The organism is Rhodanobacter sp. T12-5 (assembly GCF_008329435.1).
Classification (GTDB): Bacteria; Pseudomonadota; Gammaproteobacteria; order Xanthomonadales; family Rhodanobacteraceae; genus Rhodanobacter.
Genome location: NZ_NPKN01000001.1, coordinates 129,063 through 153,703, shown reverse-complemented (window position 1 = coordinate 153,703; position 24,641 = coordinate 129,063). Strand labels below are relative to the sequence as shown.

The window sequence follows — 24,641 nt, the reverse complement described above, 5'->3', positions numbered from 1 at the left end:
CAGCCCGTCAAGAGCCGGGCGTCAAGCTGATGTTATTCGCGAGCCTGCATCGGCCCTGTTGTTTAACAGTGGGGGCGCCGTGACAATCACGCAATGACATCGATCACCCCAGCCTCACCAAAGACCGTACTGCAACTGGACCTGCTCAGCCGCCGCCGCGCCGGCCGCCAGGCCGTGCAGGACCTCAGCCTGGCCCTGCGCAGCGGGGAGGTAATGGGCCTGCTCGGCGTGAACGGGGCCGGCAAATCGACCACGCTGTCGATGATTGCCGGCGCGCTGCGGCCCGACAGTGGTGGTATCCGGCTGAACGGCGAGGATTTCCTGGAGCATCCCGAACTGGCGCGCACGCTGATCGGCTGGCTGCCCGAACGCGCGCCGGTGTGGGCCGAACTCACCGTCAACGAGCATCTCGACGCACACGGCCGCCTGCGCGGCCTGAACGGCAGCGCCTTGCGCGCGGCCCGCAGCGCGATCATCGAGCGGCTGGAGCTGCAACCGCTGGCCCGTCGCCTGGCCGGCGTGCTGTCGCAAGGCCAGCGCCAGCGGCTGGGGCTGGCCTGCGCGCTGCTGCATCGCCCGGCCCTGCTGGTGCTGGACGAACCGGCCAATGCGCTCGACCCGGTGCAGGTGGCCGGCTTGCGCGCGCTGATCCGCGAGCAGGCCGCCGCCGGTACTGCCGTGATCCTGTCCACCCACCTGCTGGCCGAGGTCACCGCGGTCTGCGATCGCGTGGCTATCCTGCACGAAGGTACGTTGCGGCACGATGGCCCGGTACACGCCGACGACCATGCGACGCTGGAAAAAACCTTCTTCGAGATCGCGATGAACGGCAGCCATCAACCGGCGCGGGCCGCATGAGTCTCCTGGCTGTGACGCGGCTCGAATGGCGCCGATTGCTGGTACGCCCGCTGGCCTGGGTGCTGGCGGCGCTGACGCTGGGATGGCTGGGCTGGAACTTCACCCTGTTGCTGGGCAGTTTCCTGGCCGGACAGATCCAGCGCGCGGCGTTGCCGGACGGTCCCGGCTTCACCGATCTGGTCGCCGTGCCGCTGCTCGGCCAGTTGGCGCAGCTGGCGTTCCTGGTGGTGCCGCTGCTGAGCATGTCGGTGATCGCCGGCGAACGCCGCAACGGCACCCTGCCGCTGCTGTTCGCCGCCGGCGTGCCGGCCTCGCGCATCGTGCTGGGCAAGTATCTGGCGGTGCTGGGCTGGTTGCTGCTGTGGCTGGCGTTGACCCTGACCATGCCGCTGGTATTGGCGCACGCCACCCACCTGGATTGGGGCAAACTCACCTCCGCCACCGTGGGCCTGGTGCTGATGCTGGCCGCACTGGCCGCCATCGGCGTGGCCTGTTCGAGCTTTGCCTCGCACCCGGCGATCGCTGCCGCCGGCGCACTGATCGCCACGCTGGCGCTGTGGGAAGTGAACCTCGGTGCGCAGATGGCCGGCATGAACGGCGGCGCGATCAACTGGCTGGCGATGAGCACCCACCTGCAGCCGTTGCTGCGCGGACTGGTATCGAGCGCCGACATCGTGTGGTTCGTTTTGCTGATCGTGCTGGCGCTGGCACTGGCCACGCGGCGACTGGGCGCCGACAGGGAGCGTGGCTGATGCGTCATCTTTTCAGACGTCTGGACGGCTGGTTGTTCGCCGCGCTGCTGTTGCTGGCGTTCGCCGCGATCGGTTACCTGAGCACCCGCTACGGCTATCGGGCCGACTGGACCGCGAATGGCCGCACCAGCCTGTCGGCGGAGAGTCGCGCCGTGCTGGCAAAACTCGACGGACCGGTCGAGGTCGTCAGCTACGCCAATCCGCAGGGCAACCTGCGCCAGACCATCGCCGGCTTCCTGCAGCGCTACCAGGCGGTGAAGCCCGACCTCGGGCTGCGTTTCGTCGACCCGCAGCTCGACCCGGCGAAGATGCGCGAGCTCGGCATCACGGTCGACGGTGCGTTGATCCTGCACTACAAGGATCGCGAGCAGCGACTGGACGAACTGTCCGAACGCAGCCTCACCAATGCGCTGGAGCGGCTGGTGCGCGGCAGCGACCGCATCGTCGCGTTCGTCACCGGCGACGGCGAGCGACGGGCCGATGGGCAGGCCAACGCCGACGTCGGCACGTTCATGGGTTCGCTGGAATCGCGCGGCATGCGCGCAGTGCCGCTGAACTTTGCCCAGGTCGCCGCGGTGCCCGAACACACCGACCTGGTGGTGCTGGCCAGCCCCACCATGACGCTGGCGCCCGGCGCAGTGCAGGCGTTGGTCGGTTATGTGCAGAACGGCGGCAACCTGCTATGGCTGACCGAGCCGGCAAACGACGATCTCGGCCTCGCCCCGCTGGCTGCCGCACTCGGCGTGCGTGTCTTGCCCGGCGTACTGGTCGACGGCTCCGGCAGCGCACTGGGCCTGCACGATCCACGCATGATTGCGCTGGGCGACTATCCGCCGCAGGCGATCACCCGCGGCTTCACGCTGACCACGCTGTTCCCGCAGGCGTCGGCCTTGGCGCAGGTGGCGCAGACCGCCTGGGCGGTCGCGCCGCTGCTGCGTTCGACGGCGCAGAGCTGGACCGAGTTCCAGCCGATCGACAACACGAAGGCTTCCGACATCCGCTTCAATGCCGACGCCGGCGAACTGAAAGGCCCGCTGGACTTCGGCTTCGCGCTTAGCCGACTGTCGCCGAGCCCGGACAAGAGCGAACAGCGCGTGGTGGTGATCGGCGACGGCGACTTCCTGTCCAACACCTTCCTCGGCAACGGCGGCAATCGCGCGCTGGGCGAGCGCGTTTTCGACTGGTTGCTCGGCGACGACAAGCTGGTCGAGCTGCCGCCACGCGGCGCACCGGATCGGCTGCTCGACATTTCGCAGACCGGGCTCAATGCATTGAGCTTCGGCTTCCTGATCGCACTGCCCTTGCTGTTGCTGCTTGCGGGCGGCCTGATCGCATGGCGCCGGCGGCGGCGCTGAGCGATGAAACGCGCTCTCCGCCAACGCGTGGTTCTGCTGCTCGCCGTCATTGCGCTACTGGGGCTCGCCGGCTGGCAGTTGCAGCGCGACGCACGCAACCGGACCGCGCCGCTCACCTCGCTCGATCCGGCGAGCATCACCCACATCGCGCTGAGCCTGCCGGGCGCACCGCCCCTGCACTACGAAAAGCGCGACGGCCACTGGTGGCGCACCGACGGCACGCCGGCTCGCGTCGACGATGCCCGCCTCAGCGACCTCACCGACACGGCCGCGGCACACGTGCTCAGCTGGCGGCCGGCCAGTGATTTTGATCTGTCGAAGATCGGCCTGGCGCCGCCGCGGGCCGTGCTCGATCTGGACGGCCAATCGCTGGAGTTCGGCGAGTTGTCGGTAACCGGACCACAACACTACGTGCGCGTTGGCCCGCAGATTGCGCTGGTGTCGGCACGCTACATGCCGCGTTCGCCGGCCACCCGGACCACCGACCTGCACTGATCCGCGGACGCCACCCTTGCCAGAACTGCCCGAAGTCGAAACCACCCGCCGCGGCATCGCACCGTACCTGATCGGCCGGCGCGTCACCGGGGTGATCCTGCGTCGGCCCGATCTGCGCTGGCCGATCCCGCGCGAGGTCAGCGAATTGCTGCCGGGCCAGCGCATCGATGCGGTGGAACGGCGCGCAAAATACCTGCTGCTGCATACCGGAGCCGGCAGTGCACTGCTGCATCTGGGCATGTCCGGCGTGCTGCGCGTGCTGCCGCCGGATGCGCCGGTGGGCAGGCATGATCACGTCGATATCGCACTGGAACCCACGAGCGCCCAGGCCTCGCGCATCCTGCGCTTCACCGATCCGCGCCGGTTCGGCTGCCTGCTGTGGCAGGCACCGGGCACCACGCACGAACTGCTGGCCAAGCTCGGCCCCGAGCCGCTGACCGATGCGTTCGACGGCGACCTGCTGTGGCACACGTCGCGCGGCCGCACGGCGGCCGTGAAACTGTTCCTGATGGACAACGCGATCGTCGTCGGCGTCGGCAACATCTACGCCAGCGAGGCGCTGTTCGCCGCCGGCATCGATCCGCGCCGTGCGGCAGGGGCGGTCTCGCGTGCGCGGTATGCGCGGCTGGCCGGCGAAGTGAAACGCATCCTGGCCTGGGCGATCGAACGCGGCGGCACGACCTTGCGTGACTTCATCAGCCCCGACGGCCTGCCCGGCTATTTCTTCCGCGAATTGAACGTGTACGGTCGGGCCGGAGAACCATGCAAAGTGTGTGGCACGGCGATCCGGCAAGTTACCCTGGGCCAACGTTCGACATTCTGGTGCCCGCGCTGCCAGCGTTGAATCGCCAGGCTTGTGGGAGCGACTTCAGTCGCGATGCTTCTGTCTTTCGTATCGGAGAGCATCGGGGCTGAAGCCACTCCCACAGGGGCTGCCACTCACTCCGGCCAATCGAACTCGACGTAGGTGTTGTTGAACCGCGCATCGTCCAGTCCGCCACCCAGATGCACCACGACGCCGTTGGGCACGCCCTCGATGTCCAGTCTCTGGCCATCGCTGAAGTGCGCGCCGAGCGCTTCCAGCTCCACCAGCTTCTCGCACAGCAAACCGGCGCGGTCGACGGCGCGGTCCGGCACCTGGCGGATGCTGATGTCGGGGCGGCCGAACTTGCGCATGCCGCGGGTGTGGATCCACGAACGATCCGGCACGGATTCGCCGTCGCGCAGGATCAGCAGGTGGTTGCGAATCGGCGCACCGTCGCGGACCAGGTATTTCCGGCGCCACGCGTCGGCGTCGAGCAGACTCAGGGTCTGCGGGTCGAGGATCACGCTGCCTCCGATGTCGAGCATGCCGGCCAGCACGCCCAGGGTGTCGCGCAGGTAGCCGGTGGCCGGGCTGTCCTTGAGCGTGCCGCGCACGACCATCACTTCGGGCGCTTCAAAGGCACGCTGGTATGCCTGCGGCGCATCGGCCTTGAACATGCGGCCCGTCGCGCCTTTCAGCGGGTAGCCGTCCCATTGGCGCAATGCGCTGTGATAGTGGCTGACTGCCTCGACGCCGACCGGCAGGCCTGCGCTGCCGTAATCGGCGGAAGGCACGCGTACCGCATCGAACTTGCCGAACACGTAGAACTGCAACAGGATCTCCTCGTCGCTGGGCTGCCAGTGCGGGCGCTGCCAGGCGGGGATGGCGATCGGATGATTCATGACATTCCTTGGGTGAATCGAGCTCGGCGGTTTTTGATCAGCGGTTCTCGCCGAGCGGCAACACCGACTGCTGCAATTCGATGCGACCGCTGCCCTCGCTGATCTTCTTGAACTCGGCGCGGCTCACCGAGACATAGCGGTCGTTGCCGCCGATCTCAACCTGCGGGCCCTCGGTGACGGCACGGCCGTGTTCATCCACGCGCACCACCATGGTCGCCTTGCGCCCGGTGTGGCAGATCGTCTTGATCTCCTCCAGGTTGTCGGCCCAGGCCAGCAGATAACGGCTGCCCTCGAACAGTTCCCCGCGAAAATCGGTGCGCAGGCCGAACGCCAGCACCGGGATATTGAGCTTGTCGACCACGTCGCTGATTTGCCACACCTGCGCCTTGGTCAGGAACTGCGCCTCGTCGACGAACACGCAGTGCAGCGGTCCGTGCGCGGCAATGTCGGCCTGGACCAGCGCCAGCAAGTTTTCCCCACCGCCGAACCGCCGTGCATTCGCTTTCAGGCCGATGCGCGAGGCGACCACGCCTTCGCCGTAGCGATCGTCCAGCGCCGGGGTAAGAATCAGCGTGCGCATGCCACGCTCGTGATAGTTGTACGCACTCTGCAGCAGCGTGGTGGTCTTGCCGGCATTCATTGCCGAGTAATAGAAATAAAGCTTGGCCATGGGAACTGATTCGGGTCGTGACCGTGCATGGTAGCGCGGACACCGGCTATCCGCAGGAGCGCACCTTGTGCGCGATGCTTTTCCGAAGGACATCGCGCACAGGGTTGCGCTCCTGCACGTCAGGCCTTGTCCAGCGGCGTGTTGCCGCCGGTGAACTGCGCGCGGGCCTGGGCCAGGCGGTACTTGTGTTCCACGCGGCTGCGGCGCCAGTCGCGCAGCACGTTGACCGCGTAGACCAGCTTGAACAGGCGCAATTTGCGCAGCACCAGCGGCGTGTCGAACAGGTCGCCGGCGAGCATCGAGATCACGCCCTGCTCCAGTTGCCAGGTGTTGCGCGGCGACCGGAACATCGTCTGCATCACCGGTCCGTTGAAGCGGTAGATGAAGAACGAGAAGCGGGCCATCGCCGCGCGCTGGCGCTTCTCCAGCTTGCGCAGCAGGCCCAGCTCGCGCTTCGGCTCGCGCAGCGCGGCATCGACCACCTCGACCGCCTTCTCCGCGCCGCTGGTGGCCAGGTACACGCCGGAGGAAAACACCGGATCGAGGAACGCGAACGCATCGCCGATCAGGATCCAGCCCACGCCGCCCATGCGAGCCGAGTCGTAGGAATAGTTGCCGGTGACGCGCACCTCCCCATCGATCAGCTCGGCATGCGCCAGGCGCTTCCACAACGCCGGGCACAGCTTCAGCGTGTCGGTCAGAAAGTCGACGTTGCCGCGGCCCTTGCGCTGCTTGAAGTACTCCGGCCGAGCCACGGCGCCCACGCTCATCACGCCGTTGGGCAGCGGGATCATCCACATCCAGCCGTAGTCGAAGTTGTAGATGCTGATGTTTCCGGCGTCCTCGCCCGTGCGCAGTTCCGCGCCGCGGAAATGGCCGAACACCGCCGCGCTCTGGTGCTTGTCGTTCTTGCGGCGTAGTTTGTTCTTCGATGCCAGCAACGCATCGCGGCCGCTGGCATCGACCACGTAGCGCGCCTGGATGCGGTAGCTGCGGCCGTCGTCGGTACGCACGTCGAGCCATGTCTCGCGCGGGCCGGCCTGCTCGACCTTCACCACCTCGTGTCCTTCGCGCGCGTCCGCACCGGATTCGCGTGCATGCTCGTACAACATCTTGTCGAAATCCTGCCGCCACACCTGGTAGGCATGTGGTGGGCTGTTGCCGATCGCGCGGGCAAACGCAAAGTTGTTGTAGCCGCGCTCGTTGTCCGCCTCGAAATCCGCGGCCGCCTTGAAAACCCCCATCGCGCGCACCTTGTCGAGCACACCGAGCCGCTCCAGCACCGGCAGATTCATCGGCAACAGGGATTCGCCGATGTGGAAGCGCGGGTGATGCGCCTTTTCCAGCGCGATCACCTTGTAGCCGCGCCGCGCCAGCAACGTCGCCGCCGTGCTTCCCCCCGGGCCGCCGCCAATGACCGCCACGTCGCACTGCTCTGTCGCCATGTCCTGATCGTGCATGTTCCCTTCCTTTGGCCGCACCAGGTCGGCGGGCTCCCCAACGGCTGATTATGACGCAGACCGGGCGGGCGCCTGAAGCAGCTCTGTTACCATCGGCCGCCGCCTCACGCATTGTTTCGATCCATGCTCAATCCGCAACAACTGGCCGCCGTCGAACATTGCGACAGCCCGCTGCTGGTGCTCGCCGGTGCCGGCTCCGGCAAGACCAGCGTGATCACCCAGAAGATCGCGTACCTGATCCAGCGCCGCAAGCTGGCACCGTCGAAGATCGCCGCGATCACCTTCACCAACAAGGCGGCGAAGGAGATGCGCGAGCGCGTGTCCAAGCTGGTCAGTGCGGAAGACGCCGCGGCGCTCACGGTCAGCACCTTCCACGCGCTGGGGCTGAAATTCCTGCAGATCGAACACGCCCGCGCCGGCCTGCGCCGCGGCTTCTCGGTACTGGATGCCGACGACAGCGCCGGCATCGTCAAGGAGCTGTCGCCGAAAGGCGCGAAGAACGACGTGCTGTTCGGCATCCGCAACCTGTTGAGTCGCGCGAAGAACGGCGGGCTTTCGCCGGAGGAAGCACTCGCCGCCGCGCGCAGTCCGCGCGAGCTGGAAGCGGCGACCATCTACGACATGTACCAGCAGCGCCTGGCCGCGTTCAATGCGGTCGATTTCGACGACCTGATCCGGCTGCCGCTGCGCATCCTCGAAGCCGACGCCGAATGCCGCGATGCCTGGCGCGAGCGCCTGCGCTATCTGCTGGTGGACGAATACCAGGACACCAACGACGCGCAATACCGCCTGCTGAAAGTGCTGGCCGGCGAGCGCGGCGGGATCACCTGCGTCGGCGACGACGACCAGTCGATCTACGCCTGGCGCGGCGCCAATCCCGAGAACATCGACCAGCTTGGCCGCGACTGGCCCTCCTTGCGCGTGATCAAGCTGGAACAGAACTACCGCTGCGGCAAGCGCATCCTGCGCGCGGCCAACCAGCTCATTGCCAACAACCCGCACCTGCACGAGAAGAAGCTGTGGAGCGAGCACCCGGAAGGCTTGCCAATCCGCGTGCTGGAATGCAAGGAAGCCGAGCACGAAGCCGAACGCGTCGCCGCGATCGCCACCACCCTGGCGGAGAAGCACAAGGCGCGCTGGCACGACATGGCGATCCTCTACCGCGGCAACTTCCAGGCGCGGCCGTTGGAGAAGGCGCTGCGCCTGGCACGGATTCCGTATCACCTCACCGGCGCGCTGAGTTTCCTCGACCGTGCCGAGGTGAAGGATCTGCTGTGCTACCTGCGCCTGCTGACCAACCCCAGCGACGACGCCGCATTCCTGCGCGTGGTCAACGTGCCGAAACGCGAGATCGGCGCGACCACGCTGGAGAAGCTTGGCCAGATCGCGCAATCACGTCACTCGTCCCTGCTCGACGCCACCCGCAGCGACGGCGTGCTGCGCCAGCTCACCCCACGCCCGGCCGCCGCACTGGCATCGTTCGCGAATTTGCTCGATGAGTTGCGCAGCGCGTCGCTGCACGAGAACGCGGCCGACCTGGTCGAGCTGATCCTGAAACGCACCGGCTACGCCGCGCAGATCGCGGCCAGCACGCCCGACGCCAGCGCACGCGAGCGCAAGCTGGGCAACCTGAAGGAACTCGCCGACTGGTTTCGCGCCATGCAGAAGGGCGGCAACAGCGCGGGCGACCTCGCCTCGCAACTGGCCCTGCTCAGCCACGCCGACCGCGACGAACCGGGCAACGCCGTGCGCATGATGACCCTGCACGCGGCCAAGGGCCTGGAGTTCCGCTTCGTCTTCATCGTCGGCTGCGAGGACGGCACCCTGCCGCACGAGGGTGCGCTGGACGAAGGCCGTGTCGACGAGGAACGCCGCCTGATGTACGTCGGCATCACCCGCGCCAAGGAACTGCTGACGCTGTCGTGGTCGGCGCAAACCAAACGCTATGGCGAGATCCATCGCAACCAGCCCAGCCGCTTCCTGCACGAACTGCCGCAGGACGACCTGCACTGGCAAGGCAAGGACCCGGAGGCGGACAAGGAAGTCACCCGCGAGACCGCGCAGTCGCACATGGCGAAAATCGCCGCGATGCTGGCGGGCAGTTGAACTGCCTGCCATGACGCGTGAACCGGAGCGCTTGTCCTCCGACGTTCCGCTTCAGCGCCAGCCATTGATGAAGATCGTGATGACGATGGCGTTGGTGAAGTCGATGAGGAAGGCGCCAAGGCACGCGGCGCGGGGCCGAAGCGTTCGGTCAGCGAACTCATCACCGCCACGGCGTTCGCCGTCGTGCCCAGCATGAAGCCGACGAAGCCGCTCTCGGTGACGGCGGCATCGTAATCGCGCCCCATCAGGCGCAACAGCGGCCAGCAGCAAAACGCCATGACCACGATCGCTTGCGCGCTGAGGATGAAGCGAAATCTCCGCGATGCTGGCCGGCGGGTGAGCGGTTTCGCCGCTGTACAATGACCCGGGTTTTCGCGCGCGCCGACCCTCCCGGCAATCGAGTGGTCGCCGCCTGATGCAACGCTGACGGCCATCCCAACCAACGTCACGACCTGGAGTTTCATGTCCGATCCAGCCGAACTCTATGCGCAGCTGACAACCGCCTTCAACCAGCGCGCTTGGCGGCAGGCCCGGGAGCTGGCCGAGCGACTGCTGCCGACGGCGTCGCGTCATGCTGGAGTGCTTTACATGGCTGGCATTGCGAGCATGGAGTTGCGGGATTTCCCGCCTGCCGTGGAATGTCTGCGCAGGGCAACTGCACTGGAACCGAAGCGGGCCGACTTCGCCGCCCATTTCGCCAAGGTGCTGGCCCGCGTCGGCAGGAACCAAGAGGCCAAAGTGGCAGCGGACCGCGCGCGGACGCAGGCATCCGGCGACCCGGCCACACTGGACACCTTGGGTGTGATCTACACCCAATTGCGCGACTACGATTCAGCGGCAACAATGTTTCGCGAGGCCGCAGCGCTGGTGCCACAGCACGCACCGTTTCGATACAACCTGGCCACCTCGCTGATTGCTGCCGGCGCGATTGATGCGGCGGAGGTTGAACTGGAGGCCTGTCTCGCGCTGGAACCCAGCCACTGGCTGTCCCATTTGACGCTGGCGCAGCTGCGCCGGCAGACGCCGGCTCATCATCATGTCGACCGACTCGAATCTCTGCTGGAGAAGATCGACCGCAATGCACCGGACACCGAGGCATTGATGTCCCTGAACATGGCACTTGCCAAGGAATACGAAGACCTCGCGGACTATTCGAGATCGTTCGATCATCTGGTGCGTGGCAAGTCGGCGGGCGCCTCACGTCGCGACTACTGCATCGAACGTGATGAGGCATTGTTTGCCGCCATCACCACCTGCTTTCCGGAACCTGTGGCCACGACAGACGGCCATCCGTCAGCGGAGCCGATCTTCATCATCGGCATGCCACGCTCCGGCACCACGCTGGTGGAGCGGATCATTTCCAGTCATCCGGATGTGAAGTCCGTGGGCGAACTGATGAACTTCGGCGTGGCGCTCAAGCAGATGTCCGGCAGTCGCACGCCTGCATTGGTCGATGCCGACACCATCGAACGCACCTGCAACATCGACTGGGCCCGGCTAGGCGAGATCTATCTTTCCAGCACCCGCCCCGCCACTGGCCAGAAGCCGCGCTTCGTCGACAAGCTGCCGCACAATTTCCTGTATGCCGGACACATCGCCAGAGCCTTGCCAAATGCCAGGATCGTCTGCCTGCGACGCAATCCGATGGATACCTGCCTGAGCAACTTCCGTCAGCTCTTCACGCCGAATTCCGCCTATTTCGATTATTCCTTCGACCTGCTCGACACCGGCAGGTATTACGTCCTGTTCGACCGTTTGATCAAACATTGGCAACGGGTACTTCCCGGTCGCATCCTGGTGCTGGACTACGAAACGCTGGTGGATTCGCAGGAAGCCAGTTCGCGTCGTCTGCTGGAATTCTGCGGACTGTCGTGGCATGAGGACTGCCTGAGTTTCGAGAACAACTCCGCACCGGTAGCCACGGCCAGTGCCGTGCAGGTTCGCGAACGCATCAATCGCAGATCGCTGGGGCGCTGGAAGAAATACGAGTCGCAGTTGAAGCCGTTGCGGGATTTGTTGATCGCCGCTGGTATCAAGCTCACGCCCTAACGTATCTGCCTCAGTCGCCTTGAGGTCATCTCTGCCCACCGCCCTACAGGAAGCCGGAAAAGGCAGCGTGGATGCCATGCACTCAGCCAAAAGAAAACGACCCCGCCGAAGCGGGGCCGTTTTCCGTGTCACTCAGGTCAGGCTGAAGTACTTACTTGACGCCGAACTTGTAGTTCGCCTCGATGTACATGGCACGACCGTAAACGTTGTAGTTCGAGCTGTTGTACGGATTGCTGGAACTGCCGGGATAGCTGTGGTCCATCGGCGGCATCTTGTTGAACAGGTTGTTGACCAGCAAGGACAATCCAAGAGCGGGTACCGGGTTATAGGTCACGCTGGCGTTGTAGAGGGTCCAAGCAGGAAGCTTTCCGGTACCTTTGGCGGTGTAGTTGCCAACCTGGCTGGCCAAGTAATTCGGCGTCCGGCCATAACGGTTGCCATAAGCCGTGACACTCCATTTGTCCAGACTCCAGGTCAGCGACGCGTTGAGCTTGGTCTTGAAGTCCGTGCTCCAGTTCGGATTACGCAGAACATCCACCACCGGGTCGTTCGGGTACGACTGCACCGTGTGCTTGAGCACGTCGCTGTAGGAGGTGTGGAACGCCAACTTGCCGAATGCGCCGATATCATGCGCATAGCCGAAGTCGGCCGTGATCGCATTGACCTGCTCGTTGGACACGTTGACTTTCGGGGTATAGATCTGCTTGATGTCGCCAAGCAAGGCCGGATTGGTCGAGGTGCCGCGGGTGATCTTGGAGAACGCGTTCTGACAGGTCGGCGAGTTCATGTCGAGCGTGCCGATTTCACACAGATACTCGGTATTCGACAAGCCATCGGCACTTTCCGTGTTGACCTCGTTGTTGATGTCCCAGTGCAGGTAATCCACGCTGAACGACATCTGCGCCATCGGTGCCCACACGAAGCCGTAGCTCCACACCTTGGCGGTGATCGGCTGCAGCGTCGGGCTGCCGGCTTGCTGGCCGAAGAACTGCACGGCGTTGTACTTGCTCGGGCAGGCGTCGATATTGGCACCGCTGAAGCCCAGACGGCCGCAGTTGAGATAGTCGGTAACTTGGCTGTAATAGCCGCTCAGGCCCTGGAATTCATCGGCCAGGGTCGGGATCTTGAAAGCGGTGCCGTAACGACCGCGCAACAACAGCGATTCGAACGGGCGGTATTCGAGAGCCAGATTGTAGGTCTTGTGGCTCACCGTGCCGCCGGCGACCTTGTAGCTGTCATAACGGCCGGACGCATCCAGCGTCAACTGGCTCAGCAGAGGTACCTTCAATTCGGCCGTGGTCGCAAAGCGTGAGCGGTGACCGCCACCCTGTACGGACGTGGTACCCCACACTTCGCCGTTGAGCAGACGCGGATCGGGCGTGTAGTCCCAACCCTGATTGCCACCTTCGACCACCACCGCGATACCGGCGTCGCCGCCCGGCACCGAGAACAGCGAGGCGTTGGTCAGCTGGCCGCGGACCATGTTGTCCCACGTTTTGCTGCGGGTATCGGTGAAACCGGTGAAACTGTCGAAGTCGGCCTTCGACATCGGCTGGTAGAACGCTGCATAGTTCGGGGCGAAAATGGGGTAGGCACCGTAATACGGGTCAAGACCGTCGCCGTTCGGCCCCGGCAGCTGCGGGCCCATTACATGCGATTCGAAATACGCATCGATCGGGGCAGCGAAGCGCTGGAAATCATGGTTCAGCAACTTGTCGTCGGAATGCGAGAACCCCAGGTCGTAATCCCAGTTCGACTGGCCGAAGGTACCTTTGCCGCCCAACGTGACCAGATAGGAATTCTCGATCTGCTTGTTCATGATCGACCGATAGCTGCCACCGACGTCTTCCGGGGAAAACGCGCGCTGCAGGTTCACGAAGTCATCCAGGTTCGGATCGTAGATGTAGCCGTAGTCGACCGAAGTACCCCACCAGGTGTAGTTGGAACCGACCGCGTACTTCTGCTCTTCGTAGTTGTACAACACGTCGCCGTACAACTGAAGGTTGTCGCTTACGTCAAACGTGGTGTGCGCGTAGAGATTGGCGGTCTTGTCATCGTTGGTGATCGTCTTGTAGCCGGGGGTGGTGAACGAGCCGCAGTAGTCGCCCGAGCCGGCTCGATGCTGCTTGGCCTCGGTGCCGTGGAACTGGCCGGTGACATTGCTGCAGTTGGCCGGATCGAGGAACAGGTAGCCTGCGCCGGTGCCGCTGTTGACCAGATAGTCGCGTGAGGCGATCGGTGCGCTGGTTCCTTCGGTGAAGAACTGCCTGGTCAGGCTGCGATCGGTACCCCAGATCGGCTGGGTCTTCTCGAACTGCACGCCGAGCAACGCGTTGAATTTGCCGGCACTGAAGCCGTCGGCCAGGCTAATGCGACGGGTCGCACCACCGCCATCCTTGTGCCAGCCATAACGCACGTCGATGGTCGGCGCGTCGATATGCTTTTTCAGGATGATATTGATGACGCCGGCGATCGCGTCCGAACCGTACAGGGAGGACTGGCCGCCCGGAAGGACGTCGATGCGCTCGACCATGTCCATCGGAATGCCGCTGAGGTTGTTGAATGCATCGCTGCCGTTGTACAGGCCCGGGAAGTTGCCCATCGGACGACCGTCGATGAGGTATTTCACGAAACCCACCGGCAGGCCGAACATGCTGAGCGTCTGCGCGCCCTGGGTGAACGATGCCGAAGTCGCCGACCCCTGTACGCTTCCCGTGGCGAACGAGGACTGCTGCAGCGCCTCGGCGACGGTAGTGAAGCCGCGGGCCTTCATTTCCTGCGCGGTGATCGTGATGGTTGGCGTGGCCGTTTCGATCTCGGTCTGCGGAATCAGCGAGCCGGTCACGGTGACCGCCTCGAGCTTCTTGACCTTGGTGCTGTCCGGCGCCTGGTCGGCGCTCTGCTGGGACGCATCCGTCGGGGCCGACTGCGCGTACGCAGAGGTATAGCCGAACGCCAACGCCGCCACGACGGCGACTGCAATTTTTGACTTGATCACTGGGAACTCCCCTCAGAGTTTTTCGCAATTTTTTGTGAACCGGCCACTTTCCATGGCTGGGCGATCGGCACGAACCCGCATCCGGGATGCGTGAACCAGCACATGTCCTTGCCGGTCTGGTCGATTCATGACCGGGTCAGTTCTAACACGGTCCGCAAAATGCTTGCAACGATTTCTTCACATTAATCGCACGTTCTTGCAACGCCATACCCGTACGTATCGCGCCGTGATTGGCTGTCATATCAGGTTTTCGACTTCCAGCTCTCTTTTGAGGTACGCGTAATAAACAGGTGCGGCGATCACGCCGGGAAGACCGAAAGCGGCCTCCATCAGCAACATGGCGATCAGCAGCTCCCAGGCGCGGGCGTGAATCTGGACACCGACGATGCGCGCGTTGAGGAAATATTCGAGCTTGTGGATCAGCACCAGAAAGCCGAGCGCAGCGAGACCGACGCCGAGCGAGACCGACAAGGCGGCGATGGTGACGGCGGTGTTGGAGAGCAGATTGCCAACTACCGGCAGCAGGCCGACGACGAAGGTCAGCGCCACCAAGGTCTTGGACAGGGGTACATGGATGCCCAGCAGCGGCAGCACGCCGAGCAGGAAGATGGCGGTGAACAGGGTATTGATCAGCGAGATCTTGATCTGCGCGAACACGATGCTGTGGAACGCTTCGGCCAGACGCTCGCAGCGCAGGCCCAGCGCCGCGGCCAGCGGTCCGACCTGGTGCGCCGGGCGAGTGCGGCTGAGCGCGACGATCGCCCCCAGCACGAGGCCGATGATGATGTGCACGAACCCCCGTACGGCGCCCTTGCCGGCCACCTGCAGGGTGCCGGCATGCTTGCGCGCCAGTTCGATCGTGCCCACCCGCAGGTCGTTGACGCTGTCGGGCAGGTTGTTGACCAGGATCGCCGGCAGCTGTTCGCGCGCCTTTTCCACCAGCGGCATCAACTGCTGCTGCCAGAGCAGTTCGGGATTACCGATTTCACTGCGAAACAGGCTGATGGCGCCCAGTACCAGCGCGAGCAACAGGCCCACCACGATCGCACCGAGCAGGGCCACCACCACGACGCGCGCACGCTCGCCGGAGATGCGCTTGCCGAGCAGCGGCGCCATCGCCTGCACCAGTTCGTAGACCAGCAAACCGGCCAGCAGGGCCGGCAACAGGTGGATGTCGATGACCAGCCACAAGGCCACCGCCGTCAGCAGGTAACTCACGTAGCGAATGGCCGGCGAGGATGCGCGCGGGATGAACGGGGATGAATCCATGCGGGCGAAACCTTGACGGCGGGGTCGCCAGTCTGTCAGACGGCCGGCGCCGGCGACCAGCCCCACCGGCGCTGTCTTTGCGCTGTCGTAAACTCCGGCCATCGTTTCGATTCATCTTGTCCGGGATTTCTGCATGTCACTTCGCCTGTCCACGAGCTTGCTCGCGTTAGCCCTGCTCGCCGGTTGCGCCGGCACGCCCTCCCGACCCGCCGAGGTGACTGCTGCCGCGGCGACCGTTCCCCCGCCATCGCCGGGTGCCGCCGCGGACGACAACCTCAACGCCGTCGCATGGAGCCAGACCGCGATCGAGCACGACCTGATCTACCTGCAGACCTATCGCGACGCCCAGGCGCGCCTGCTGGCCGCAGCAAAGGATCGGAACTGGAACGCCCTGCCGACGAACGACCGCGCCGTACCAGGCAACGACCTGCCGCCTGCGGTGGTGCTGGATATCGATGAAACCGTGCTGGACAACTCGCCCTACCAGGCCCGTCTGGTCCGCAGCGGCGGCCAATACAACGAGGCCGATTGGGCGGCCTGGTGCAAGGAGGAAGCCGCCCGGGCGCTGCCGGGCGCGGTCGAGTTCACCCAGTTCGCGGCCCAGCATGGCATCGCGGTGATCTACATCTCCAATCGCGCCAAGGATCTGGATCAGGCCACTCTGGCGAACCTGCGCAAGGTCGGCCTGCCGGTGTCCGGTCCGGAGGCCTTCCTCGGCCTGGGCACGTTTGTCGAAGGCTGCGAGCAGATCGGCACCGAGAAAGGTTGCCGGCGCCAGCGGATCAGCCGCAAGTATCGCGTGTTGATGCAGTTCGGCGACCAGATCGGCGACTTCGTGACGGTCCTGGCGAACAACGCCACCGGCCGCCGCAAGGCCATCGCACCTTATATGGGCTGGATTGGCTCGCGCTGGTTCGTGCTGCCGAACACGACCTACGGCTCGTGGGAACCGGCGTTGTTCAACAATGACTGGAGCGCGCCGCTCGAAATACGGCGCCAGCAAAAGATCGACGCACTTCGCTATCATTGACATTCAATCAAAACAATAAGTTAGGACATAGAACAAAGGTGTTGCCTTAACTTTAACGAACAAGTAATATTTCATCTGCCAACACCTGCTGACCAACATCCTGCAGGCAAGGCCATTTCCTTCCGGCTTCGCCGGATTTCCCCGTGAGGCGCAAGCCCGCGGGGTTTTCTTTTTCGGCCTCGCAAAAACTTGGGTCCCGCCCTTGTTTCGATGTTGCCGAGGCCCTTACGCTGCGCGATCACCCAGGCGATGCGGCGTGCTTTCGCCCCGCCATCGCCCAGCACGAGAAACTTTCCCATGCGTCCATCCTCCCTTCGTCACGCCTTGTTGCCGTTGTTCGCCGTGTTGCTGTTGAGCGCCTGCCATGGCAAGGACGATCCGACCCAGCCAGGCGGGAGCACGCCCGAGGCGGCGATACGGAGTTCGGTCGAGCTGCTCAAGGCCGGCGACCTCAACGGTCTCTGGAAACACGCGCTGCCCCCGGCCGACTACGCCAACATGCGCGCCGACTGGAACCGGCACGACCCGAACCGCCCATCGGTCAGCGCCGAAGACCGCGCCACATTCGACGAACAAGTGCATGAATTCACCGCGCCGGATGCGGAGAACAAGCTGTACGCCAAGCTCCAACCCAAGCTGGCTGCGATGGAACAGAAGTACTCGGACCAACTACCGGTATTGATCGGCGTAGGCGAGGCGCTGGTGAAGAACAGCCTCGCCCGGAATCCCAAGCTGACCGATGCGCAGAAAGCCCAGGCCGGCGGTGTGCTCGACGTACTCGCGCCGTGGGCGCAGCAGGCACCGTGGTTCGACCAGGCCAAGGCCCGCCAGGCGATCGGCGTGGCGGTGGCGACGGCGCGCAAGCTGGATCTGAAGAGTCCGGAACAGCTGCGCGCGATGGATTTCGACGCCGCCATGGGCAAATACTCGACCGGCTACATCGGCCTCAAGCAGTTGCTGGCGATCTACGGGCTGTCGCTCGACGACACGTTCGATTCGATCAAGCTCACCCCCGTTTCCAGCAGTGACGGCCGCGCCGTGGTGAAGATCGACTACACCCTGCTCGGCAAGCCGCTGTCGGCCGAATCGACGCTGGTGCAGCAGGATGGCCGCTGGTACAACGAAGACATGCTGGCCAACGTGCGCCGCTCGCACCAGCAGTTGAGCCAGCCGCCAGCCAGCAGCACCAGTGCCGCAGTCGCCGCCGGCGCGGCGAAAGACTGAACGCCGCAAACGCTAGAATAGGCAGATGCCCACTCATTCCACCACGAACCCCAGCGTCCGCTCACGCGCGCCCTGGTGGTTCAATCTGGCCGGCCAGCTGCTGCAGCCCTGGGTACGCATCCGCCGCGACCCGGCCGAACCGGCCGCCTTGCTGCAGGCCGGCGTGCCGGTCTGCTACGTAATCGAGCGCGATGGTTTCTCCGATGCGCTGATCCTGCAGCGCGCCTGTCGCGAAGCCGGCCTGCCCAACCCGATGCAGCCACTGGCTGGCACCCGCCGCCGGCGTTCGGTATTCGCGCTGGCTCGCCGCGACGGCCGGCTGCTCGGCCGCAATCGCAAGCGCACGCCGAACGAGCCGTTGCGGCAACTGGTGCGTTCGCTCGAAGGCATGCCCGATCGCGACATCCAGATCGTGCCGGTGTCGATCTACGTCGGCCGCGCGCCGACCCGCGACAGCGGCTGGTTTCGCGTGCTGTTCTCGGAAAACTGGGTGATGGTCGGCCGCTTCCGCCGGTTGCTGGCGCTGCTGCTGAACGGACGCGACACCGTCGTGCACTTCTCCGCACCGGTGTCGCTGCGCAGCGTGCTGGACGAATCGGGCCAGATCACCCCTGAGCGCTTCGCACGCAAGATCGCGCGGGTCCTGCGCACCCACTTCCACCGCATCCGCGCCGCGGTGGTCGGGCCGGATCTGTCGCATCGACGCACCGTGGTCGACGCGGTGCTGAACGCCGAACCGGTGCGTGCGGCCATCGCCGCCAGCGCCGCCAAGGAAAAGATCAGCCACGCCAAGGCCTGGCGCAAGGCGCACAAGATGGTGCTGGAGATCGCCGCCGACTATTCGCACCCGGTGGTGCGCTCGGTGTCGTTCCTGCTGTCGAACTTCTGGAACAAGCTGTACGACGGCATCACCATGCACCACTTCGACAAGGCCCGCGCCGCCGCGCCCGGCTACGAAGTCGTCTACGTGCCCAGCCACCGCAGCCATGCCGACTACCTGCTGATGAGCTATCAGTTGCACGTCTCCGGCGTGGTGGTGCCGCACATCGCCGCAGGCGTGAATCTCGACCTGCCGTTGATCGGCCCGATACTGCGGCGCGGCGGCGCGTTCTTCATGCGTCGCAGCTTCACCGGCACGCCGCTGTATTCGGTGGTGTTCAAGGAATACCTGGCGCAGCTGATCGACCGCGGCGTACCGATCGAATACTTCACCGAGGGCACCCGTTCGCGCACCGGCCGCCTGCTGGCACCGCGCACCGGCATCCTGGCGATGACCGTGCGCGCGTTCCTGCGCGCGCCACGCCGGCCGGTGCTGTTCCAGCCGGTCTACATCGGCTACGAAAAGCTGATGGAAGGCAAGAGTTACATCGGCGAGCTCAGCGGCAAGCCGAAGGAAAAGGAATCCCTGTTCGGCCTGCTGCGCGGCTTGAAGGTGCTGCGCCAGCACTACGGCCATGTTGCCCTGAACTTCGGCGAGCCGATCGAGCTGAACCCGCTGCTGGATGCGGCCAGCGCCGACTGGCGCAGCACCAGCACCGATCCGGACGCCAAGCCGGAATGGTTGCGCGGCATGGTCGACGACCTGGCCGAACGCATCAACATCAACATCAACCGCGCCGCCGACGTCAATCCGATCAACCTGCTCGCGCTGGCGCTGCTGGCCACGCCGAAGCACGCGATGGCCGAGAGCGACCTGCTGGCCCAGCTCGATCTGGACAAGGCGCTGCTGGAAGAACTGCCGTATTCGGACCGCGTTACGCTGACACCGATGAACCCGGCATCGATCATCGCCTATGGCGAGCAGATGGGCTGGATCCAGCGCGTGCAGCATCCGCTCGGCGACGTACTGAGCGCCAGCGGCGAGCAGGCGGTACTGCTCAGCTATTTCCGCAACAACGTGCTGCACCTCACCGCCACCGCCGCGTGGGTGGCGTGCTGCTTCCTCAACAACCGGCGCATGTCGCGTGCCTCGGTGCTGCGGCTGGGGCGGATCATCTACCCATTCATCCAGGGCGAGCTGTTCCTGCCGTGGGACGACGACGGCTTCGTCGAACAGATGCAGGCGACCATCGATTTCTTCGTCCAGCGCGGCCTGCTCGAATCGATCAACGACGGTCGCACGCTGGAGCGCAGCGCCGGCCAGGAAGACAGCGCGTTCCAGCTCAAGGTGATCGCGCGCAGCCTGATCCAGGCCTTCGAGCGCTACTACATCACCATCGCCGCGCTGGCCAAGAACGGTCCGCACACGCTGACCGGCGCTGAATTGGAGAATGCCTGCACATTGACCGCGCAACGGCTCAGCCTGCTCAACGAGCTGTCCGCGCCGGAATTCTTCGACAAGGCGCTGTTCCGCGGCTTCATCCAGAAGTTGCGAGAGCGTCGCGTGGTATGGACCGACGAGGCCGGCAAGCTCGATTACGACACCGCGCTCGAAGGCATGGTGCGCGACGCCCGGGTGATCCTGTCGCGCGAAGTGCGTCACTCGATCCTCAAGATCACGCCCGGCGGCGGCGACAAGGAATCCGCCGCCGGCGACGACGCGCCGGATGCGCTCACCGGCGGGAGCGAAGCGGCGAAGCTCCCGGGCACGGACGCATGCGTCGCGGATCACCTGCCGGCCGACGCCTCCAGTTCGGACCTGCACCGGCGCCACGTCGATGCCGAACAACACGCGCATGCCCATGAGGCAGCGCCAGCCGATGCGGATGGCCCGCCGCCGCCCTGACCGCCGACACCGTTCGCGTGACTCCCGCCCCGTGCCATACGTCACGGGTGACGCTGGCGGCAGGGCCTGCCTATGATGAACGACCTCCCTGCCGGAAGCTTCCCGATGGTTGTTCGTCGCGTACTTGCCCTCGCCCTGACTTTGTCGCTGCCCGTCGCCGCCCTGGCCACCGATGCACCGGCCCGCCACGACGTCAGCGTGCTGCATTGCGCGCGCCTGCTCGACACGGCAGCGGGCAAGATGCTCGGCGAGACCACGGTGATCGTCGACGCCGGCCGCATCAAGGAGTTGCACGCCGGCAGCGTGGACATCGCGCCGTACAAGGATGCCGCGGCCAGGGCCGGCGGCTCGTTCCAGTACGTCGACCTGCCCGACGCCACCTGCCTGCCTGGCCTGATCGACAGCCACACCCATCTCACCTTCGAAACCAGCCCGACCGGCTACGCCGACCAGTTCCACTGGAACACCGCCGACTACGCGATCCGCTCCACCGTCTACGCCCGCCGCACGCTGCTGGCCGGCTTCACCACGGTGCGCAACCTTGCCGATGGCAACAACGAGTCGATCGCGCTGCGCAACGCGATCAATGCCGGCATCGTGCCCGGTCCGCGCATTTTCACCGCCGGCAAGGCAATCGGAACCACCGGCGGCCATGCCGATCCCACTGACGGCTACCGCATGGATCTGGCCGGCGACCCCGGCCCGAAGGACGGCATCATCAACAGTCCGCAGGATGCGTGGAAAGCCGTGCGCCAGCACTACAAGGACGGTGCCGACCTGATCAAGATCATGCCCTCCGGCGGCGTGCTCGACGAAAGCGCCAGCGCGGACAACCCGCAGATGACGCTCGACGAAATCAAGGCGATCGTCGCTGCCGCGCACGACTACGGCTTCACCGTCGCCGCGCATGCGCACGGTGCCGAGGCGATCCGCCGCGCCATCATCGGCGGTGTCGACTCGATCGAACACGGCACCTTCATGAACGCCGAAGACATGAAGCTGATGAAGGAGCACGGCACCTGGTACGTGCCCACCATCATCGCCGGCAAGTACGTCGAACAGATGGCCGCCACCCCCGGCTACTACCCGCCGCAGGTTGCGCGCAAGGCGAAGGAAGTCGGCCCGATCATCCAGGCGACCGCCGGCCGCGCCTACAAGGCCGGCGTCAAGATCGCCTTCGGCACCGACGCGGCGGTCTATCCGCACGGCCAGAACGCGAAGGAATTCGAGTACATGGTGCAGGCCGGCATGCCGCCGATGTTCGTGCTGCAGGCCGCCACCACGCACGCCGCCGAACTGCTGCACAAGCAGGACCAGCTCGGCCGGATCGCGGTCGGCCGCGGCGCCGACGTGATCGCCGTGCCCGGCAATCCGCTGGACGACATCACCATCATGCAGCACGTCAGCTTCGTGATGAAGGACGGCGTGATCTACAAGGAAGCCGGCAAAGCCACGCTGCAGTGAAAGCCTGTGGGGGCTCAGCCCCGATGCCTCTGGTCGGCCCGAAGCATCGCGGCTGAAGCCGCTCCCACCGGGAATCGCGAAGCGTGACGGGTACTCGATCCTGTAGCATTGCCTCCATGAACGAGCAGCCCAAGACCTCCGCGAATTCGACCACGCACTTCGGCTTCCGCGACGTGCCGGTCGGCGACAAGCAGAAGCTGGTCGGCGAGGTGTTCACCTCGGTCGCGCGCAGCTACGACCTGATGAACGACCTGATGTCGTTCGGCATCCACCGCTTGTGGAAGCGCCACTTCGTGGCGGTCAGCGGCGTGCGCCGCGGCGACCGCGTGCTGGACCTGGCCGGCGGCACCGGCGACATCGCCGCGCTGCTCAAGCCCGTAGTGGGCGAATCAGGCGAGGTGGTGGTCGGCGACATCAACGCCGCCATGCTCGGCGTCGGGCGCGATCGCATGACCGACCGCGGCCTGGTGTCCGGCCTGCGCTGGGCCCAGCTCAACGCCGAATGCCTGCCGTTCCCCGACAACAGTTTCGATGCGGTGACGATGGCGTTCGGCTTGCGCAACGTCACCGACAAGGACGCCGCGCTGGCCGACATCTGCCGCGTGCTCAAGCCCGGCGGCCGCGCGCTGGTGCTGGAATTCTCCAAGGTGCGCAGCGAGCTGTTCAGCAAGCTTTACGATTTCCATTCGTTCAAGATCCTGCCCAGGCTTGGCCAGCTGTTCGCCGGCGATGCCGACAGCTACCAGTACCTTGTCGAATCGATCCGCAAGCATCCCGATCAGGAAACCCTGAAGGGCATGATGGAACGCGCCGGCTTCGGCCGCGTCGAAGTGCGCAATCTCAGCAACGGCATCGTGGCGATTCACCGCGCATACAAGCTCTGACCCGCAAGCTCGAACCTCTTTCCGGCAATTCGTCGCTCGCCTGAAGTCGAGCGACCGCCGCCGCGGTGCAACCGCCGGCCTTGCACCCATCTTCGCGGCCGATGACCGGATGCCCTCCCTTGCCGGCGCAGAGGGCCTTCATGAGCATCTCGTCTCCGCCACAAGCCATCGACCAACCTGCCCTGCGCACGAGAAACCCGCAGGTCGACAACGCCAGGTTCGTGCTCATCGCGCTGGTCGTGATCGGCCATGGCATGGGCGCGCTGCGCGGCCACTCGCCGTTGCTGAAGGCGGCCTACCACTTCATCTACCTGTTCCACATTCCCGCTTTCGTCTACTTGTCCGGCTCGCTCGCGCGTGCCCGGTTCGACACCCGCCAGGGACTGCGCTGGCTGTGCACGCTGGTCGTTCCGTTGCTGGTGTTCCAGGCGATCTACCAGGCCTGGAACGCGTGGCTGCTGCACGATGCGTTCACGTACCGCATCACCGTGCCGTACTGGCTGCTCTGGTACCTGGCCAGCCTTGCATGCTGGCGCGTGATGCTGCCGCCGATGCTGGCGCTGGGCCGGCCACTTCTGGTCGCGAGCGCGATCGCGCTGCTGGCCGGCTACGCCGGTGACATCGGCTATCCGTTCAGTCTGTCGCGCACCCTGGTTTTCCTGCCGTTCTTCATCGCCGGTCATCGCTTCGGCCTCGACGACCTGCGCGGGCCGCGCATCGCCGCCGTGGTCGCCCTGCTCCTGCTGGCCGCACTGGCATGGTCGATCCGCGATCTCGATCCGGTCTGGCTGTATGGCAGCGTTGCCTATCCCGGCGCGTGGGGCGGCTTTCGACGCGCCGGCCTGCTGACCGCATCGGCGTTCGGCGTGTGGGCGGTGCTGCGGCTGGTGCCGCGCCGGACCAGCGTGCTGACCGCGATGGGGCGACAAAGCCTTGCCGTGTATCTGCTGCACGGCCTGTTGATCAATGCCGCGACGGCGTGGGGTTTGTGGGCGAGTCTGCAACAACTTCCGCCGGCATGGCGTCTGGGCATCGCGATCACCGGCGGCACCGCGCTGGCTTGCCTGCTGACCAGGGCCGCACCACTGGTTCGCCCGCTGCTGGATTTCGGCTGGCTGCTGTCGCCGGCCACCGACAACCCCGAACGCCATCCACCCCGGCGCCCGACGCCCGGGCATGCGGATACGGTACGCACATCACGCCAATCCTCGGGGCTGACGCGCTGGATGTTCGGCTGATCCGGATCGAATGATCCAGATCATGGGCCGCTGGCGATGCGCGGCGTATCTTGAATCATCTTTCGCCACGAGTCCCCGCACATGTCCATCGAAGTCGCCACCGAACCGAACGTCCACACCTTCGACGCGCGTGGAGTGGCGCGGCGCTTCCGCCACTCGGCGATCTTCGGCGCGATCGGCGTGCTGCGTTCGGGCGAGACGATGCGCTTCGTCAACGACCACGATCCGATCCCGCTGATCGCCCAGCTGCGCGAGCGCCTCGGCGACCACCTGTCGGTGACCTACCGCCAGCGCGATCCCGGCGCGATCGTGATCGACTTCGGCATCAGCGGCCTGCCGGTCGAGTGAGTCGAGACT

The 24,641-nt window shown here is 65.2% G+C and carries 19 protein-coding genes and 1 pseudogene; 14 read left to right on the top strand and 6 right to left on the bottom strand.

Translation table 11 applies throughout. From position 1 onward, the window contains the following. Nucleotides 1-93: 93 nt before the first annotated feature. From CIW53_RS00690 to mutM, 5 genes are read left to right on the top strand one after another with little or no spacing between them, the layout of a single operon-like run. On the top strand, nt 94-858 hold the full coding sequence (locus CIW53_RS00690; RefSeq protein ID WP_149362784.1) for an ABC transporter ATP-binding protein: 765 nt from the start codon (nt 94-96) through the stop codon (nt 856-858). Beyond that, complete coding sequence (locus tag CIW53_RS00685) at nt 855-1,610, top strand: ABC transporter permease subunit (protein ID WP_149362783.1); 756 nt, start codon at nt 855-857, stop codon at nt 1,608-1,610. The genes CIW53_RS00690 and CIW53_RS00685 overlap by 4 nt, the downstream gene beginning before the upstream one ends. Next, on the top strand, nt 1,610-2,965 hold the full coding sequence (locus tag CIW53_RS00680; RefSeq protein ID WP_149362782.1) for a DUF4350 domain-containing protein: 1,356 nt from the start codon (nt 1,610-1,612) through the stop codon (nt 2,963-2,965). Before CIW53_RS00685 ends, CIW53_RS00680 begins: the two co-directional genes overlap by 1 nt. Before the next feature lie 3 nt (nt 2,966-2,968). Beyond that, entirely contained in the window at nt 2,969-3,460 is a 492-nt protein-coding gene (locus CIW53_RS00675; RefSeq protein WP_149362781.1) for a hypothetical protein, read from the top strand. Nucleotides 3,461-3,476: 16 nt separating this feature from the next. Next, nucleotides 3,477-4,304, top strand: coding sequence for a bifunctional DNA-formamidopyrimidine glycosylase/DNA-(apurinic or apyrimidinic site) lyase (gene mutM / locus CIW53_RS00670; RefSeq protein ID WP_149362780.1), 828 nt, complete (start codon nt 3,477-3,479; stop codon nt 4,302-4,304). Between the two features lie 95 nt (nt 4,305-4,399). On the opposite strand, the gene CIW53_RS00665 is transcribed toward mutM, so the two are convergent. From CIW53_RS00665 to CIW53_RS00655, 3 genes are all read right to left on the bottom strand, one after another. Then, entirely contained in the window at nt 4,400-5,167 is a 768-nt protein-coding gene (locus tag CIW53_RS00665; protein WP_149362779.1) for a hypothetical protein, read from the bottom strand. A gap of 37 nt (nt 5,168-5,204) precedes the next feature. Beyond that, nucleotides 5,205-5,837, bottom strand: a complete 633-nt coding sequence (locus CIW53_RS00660; RefSeq protein WP_149362778.1) for a thymidine kinase — start codon at nt 5,835-5,837, stop codon at nt 5,205-5,207. A 119-nt stretch (nt 5,838-5,956) separates the two neighbouring features. Then, entirely contained in the window at nt 5,957-7,297 is a 1,341-nt protein-coding gene (locus CIW53_RS00655) for an NAD(P)/FAD-dependent oxidoreductase (RefSeq protein WP_242451725.1), read from the bottom strand. A gap of 123 nt (nt 7,298-7,420) precedes the next feature. On the opposite strand from CIW53_RS00655, the gene CIW53_RS00650 reads away from it, so the two are divergent. After that, nucleotides 7,421-9,403 carry a UvrD-helicase domain-containing protein gene (locus tag CIW53_RS00650; RefSeq protein ID WP_149362777.1) on the top strand — a complete coding sequence of 661 codons (1,983 nt, stop codon included), beginning with the start codon at nt 7,421-7,423 and terminating at the stop codon, nt 9,401-9,403. Nucleotides 9,404-9,594: 191 nt separating this feature from the next. Here CIW53_RS00650 and CIW53_RS17835 read toward each other — a convergent pair. Next, nucleotides 9,595-9,681 (bottom strand): annotated as a pseudogene (locus CIW53_RS17835) (hypothetical protein); the annotation flags it as partial. A 184-nt stretch (nt 9,682-9,865) separates the two neighbouring features. Between CIW53_RS17835 and CIW53_RS00640 the strand changes: the two are divergent. Continuing rightward, nucleotides 9,866-11,452, top strand: a complete 1,587-nt coding sequence (locus tag CIW53_RS00640; RefSeq protein ID WP_149362776.1) for a sulfotransferase — start codon at nt 9,866-9,868, stop codon at nt 11,450-11,452. 151 nt (nt 11,453-11,603) lie between these two features. Here CIW53_RS00640 and CIW53_RS18020 read toward each other — a convergent pair whose 3' ends face one another. Both CIW53_RS18020 and CIW53_RS00630 read right to left on the bottom strand, forming a co-directional pair. Then, nucleotides 11,604-14,450 carry a TonB-dependent receptor gene (locus tag CIW53_RS18020; RefSeq protein ID WP_149362775.1) on the bottom strand — a complete coding sequence of 949 codons (2,847 nt, stop codon included), beginning with the start codon at nt 14,448-14,450 and terminating at the stop codon, nt 11,604-11,606. Between the two features lie 237 nt (nt 14,451-14,687). Beyond that, nucleotides 14,688-15,719 carry an AI-2E family transporter gene (locus tag CIW53_RS00630; protein ID WP_149362774.1) on the bottom strand — a complete coding sequence of 344 codons (1,032 nt, stop codon included), beginning with the start codon at nt 15,717-15,719 and terminating at the stop codon, nt 14,688-14,690. Between the two features lie 133 nt (nt 15,720-15,852). Between CIW53_RS00630 and CIW53_RS00625 the strand changes: the two genes are divergently transcribed. The 7 genes from CIW53_RS00625 to CIW53_RS00595 all read left to right on the top strand — a co-directional run bounded on the left by CIW53_RS00625 (nt 15,853) and on the right by CIW53_RS00595 (nt 24,632). After that, the gene (locus CIW53_RS00625) at nt 15,853-16,749 is read left to right on the top strand and encodes an HAD family acid phosphatase (RefSeq protein ID WP_149362773.1); all 897 of its coding nucleotides are present in this window, start codon (nt 15,853-15,855) and stop codon (nt 16,747-16,749) included. A gap of 297 nt (nt 16,750-17,046) precedes the next feature. Next, entirely contained in the window at nt 17,047-17,973 is a 927-nt protein-coding gene (locus CIW53_RS00620; RefSeq protein WP_149362772.1) for a hypothetical protein, read from the top strand. Between the two features lie 25 nt (nt 17,974-17,998). After that, nucleotides 17,999-20,698, top strand: coding sequence for a glycerol-3-phosphate 1-O-acyltransferase PlsB (plsB, locus tag CIW53_RS00615; RefSeq protein WP_149362771.1), 2,700 nt, complete (start codon nt 17,999-18,001; stop codon nt 20,696-20,698). Nucleotides 20,699-20,803: 105 nt separating this feature from the next. Next, nucleotides 20,804-22,162, top strand: a complete 1,359-nt coding sequence (locus tag CIW53_RS00610; protein ID WP_149362770.1) for an amidohydrolase family protein — start codon at nt 20,804-20,806, stop codon at nt 22,160-22,162. 116 nt (nt 22,163-22,278) lie between these two features. After that, nucleotides 22,279-23,046, top strand: coding sequence for a bifunctional demethylmenaquinone methyltransferase/2-methoxy-6-polyprenyl-1,4-benzoquinol methylase UbiE (gene ubiE / locus CIW53_RS00605; protein WP_149362769.1), 768 nt, complete (start codon nt 22,279-22,281; stop codon nt 23,044-23,046). Nucleotides 23,047-23,186: 140 nt separating this feature from the next. Beyond that, the gene (locus tag CIW53_RS00600; protein ID WP_149362768.1) at nt 23,187-24,284 is read left to right on the top strand and encodes an acyltransferase family protein; all 1,098 of its coding nucleotides are present in this window, start codon (nt 23,187-23,189) and stop codon (nt 24,282-24,284) included. A gap of 81 nt (nt 24,285-24,365) precedes the next feature. Continuing rightward, nucleotides 24,366-24,632, top strand: a complete 267-nt coding sequence (locus tag CIW53_RS00595; protein ID WP_149362767.1) for a DUF2249 domain-containing protein — start codon at nt 24,366-24,368, stop codon at nt 24,630-24,632. Nucleotides 24,633-24,641: the final 9 nt, after the last annotated feature.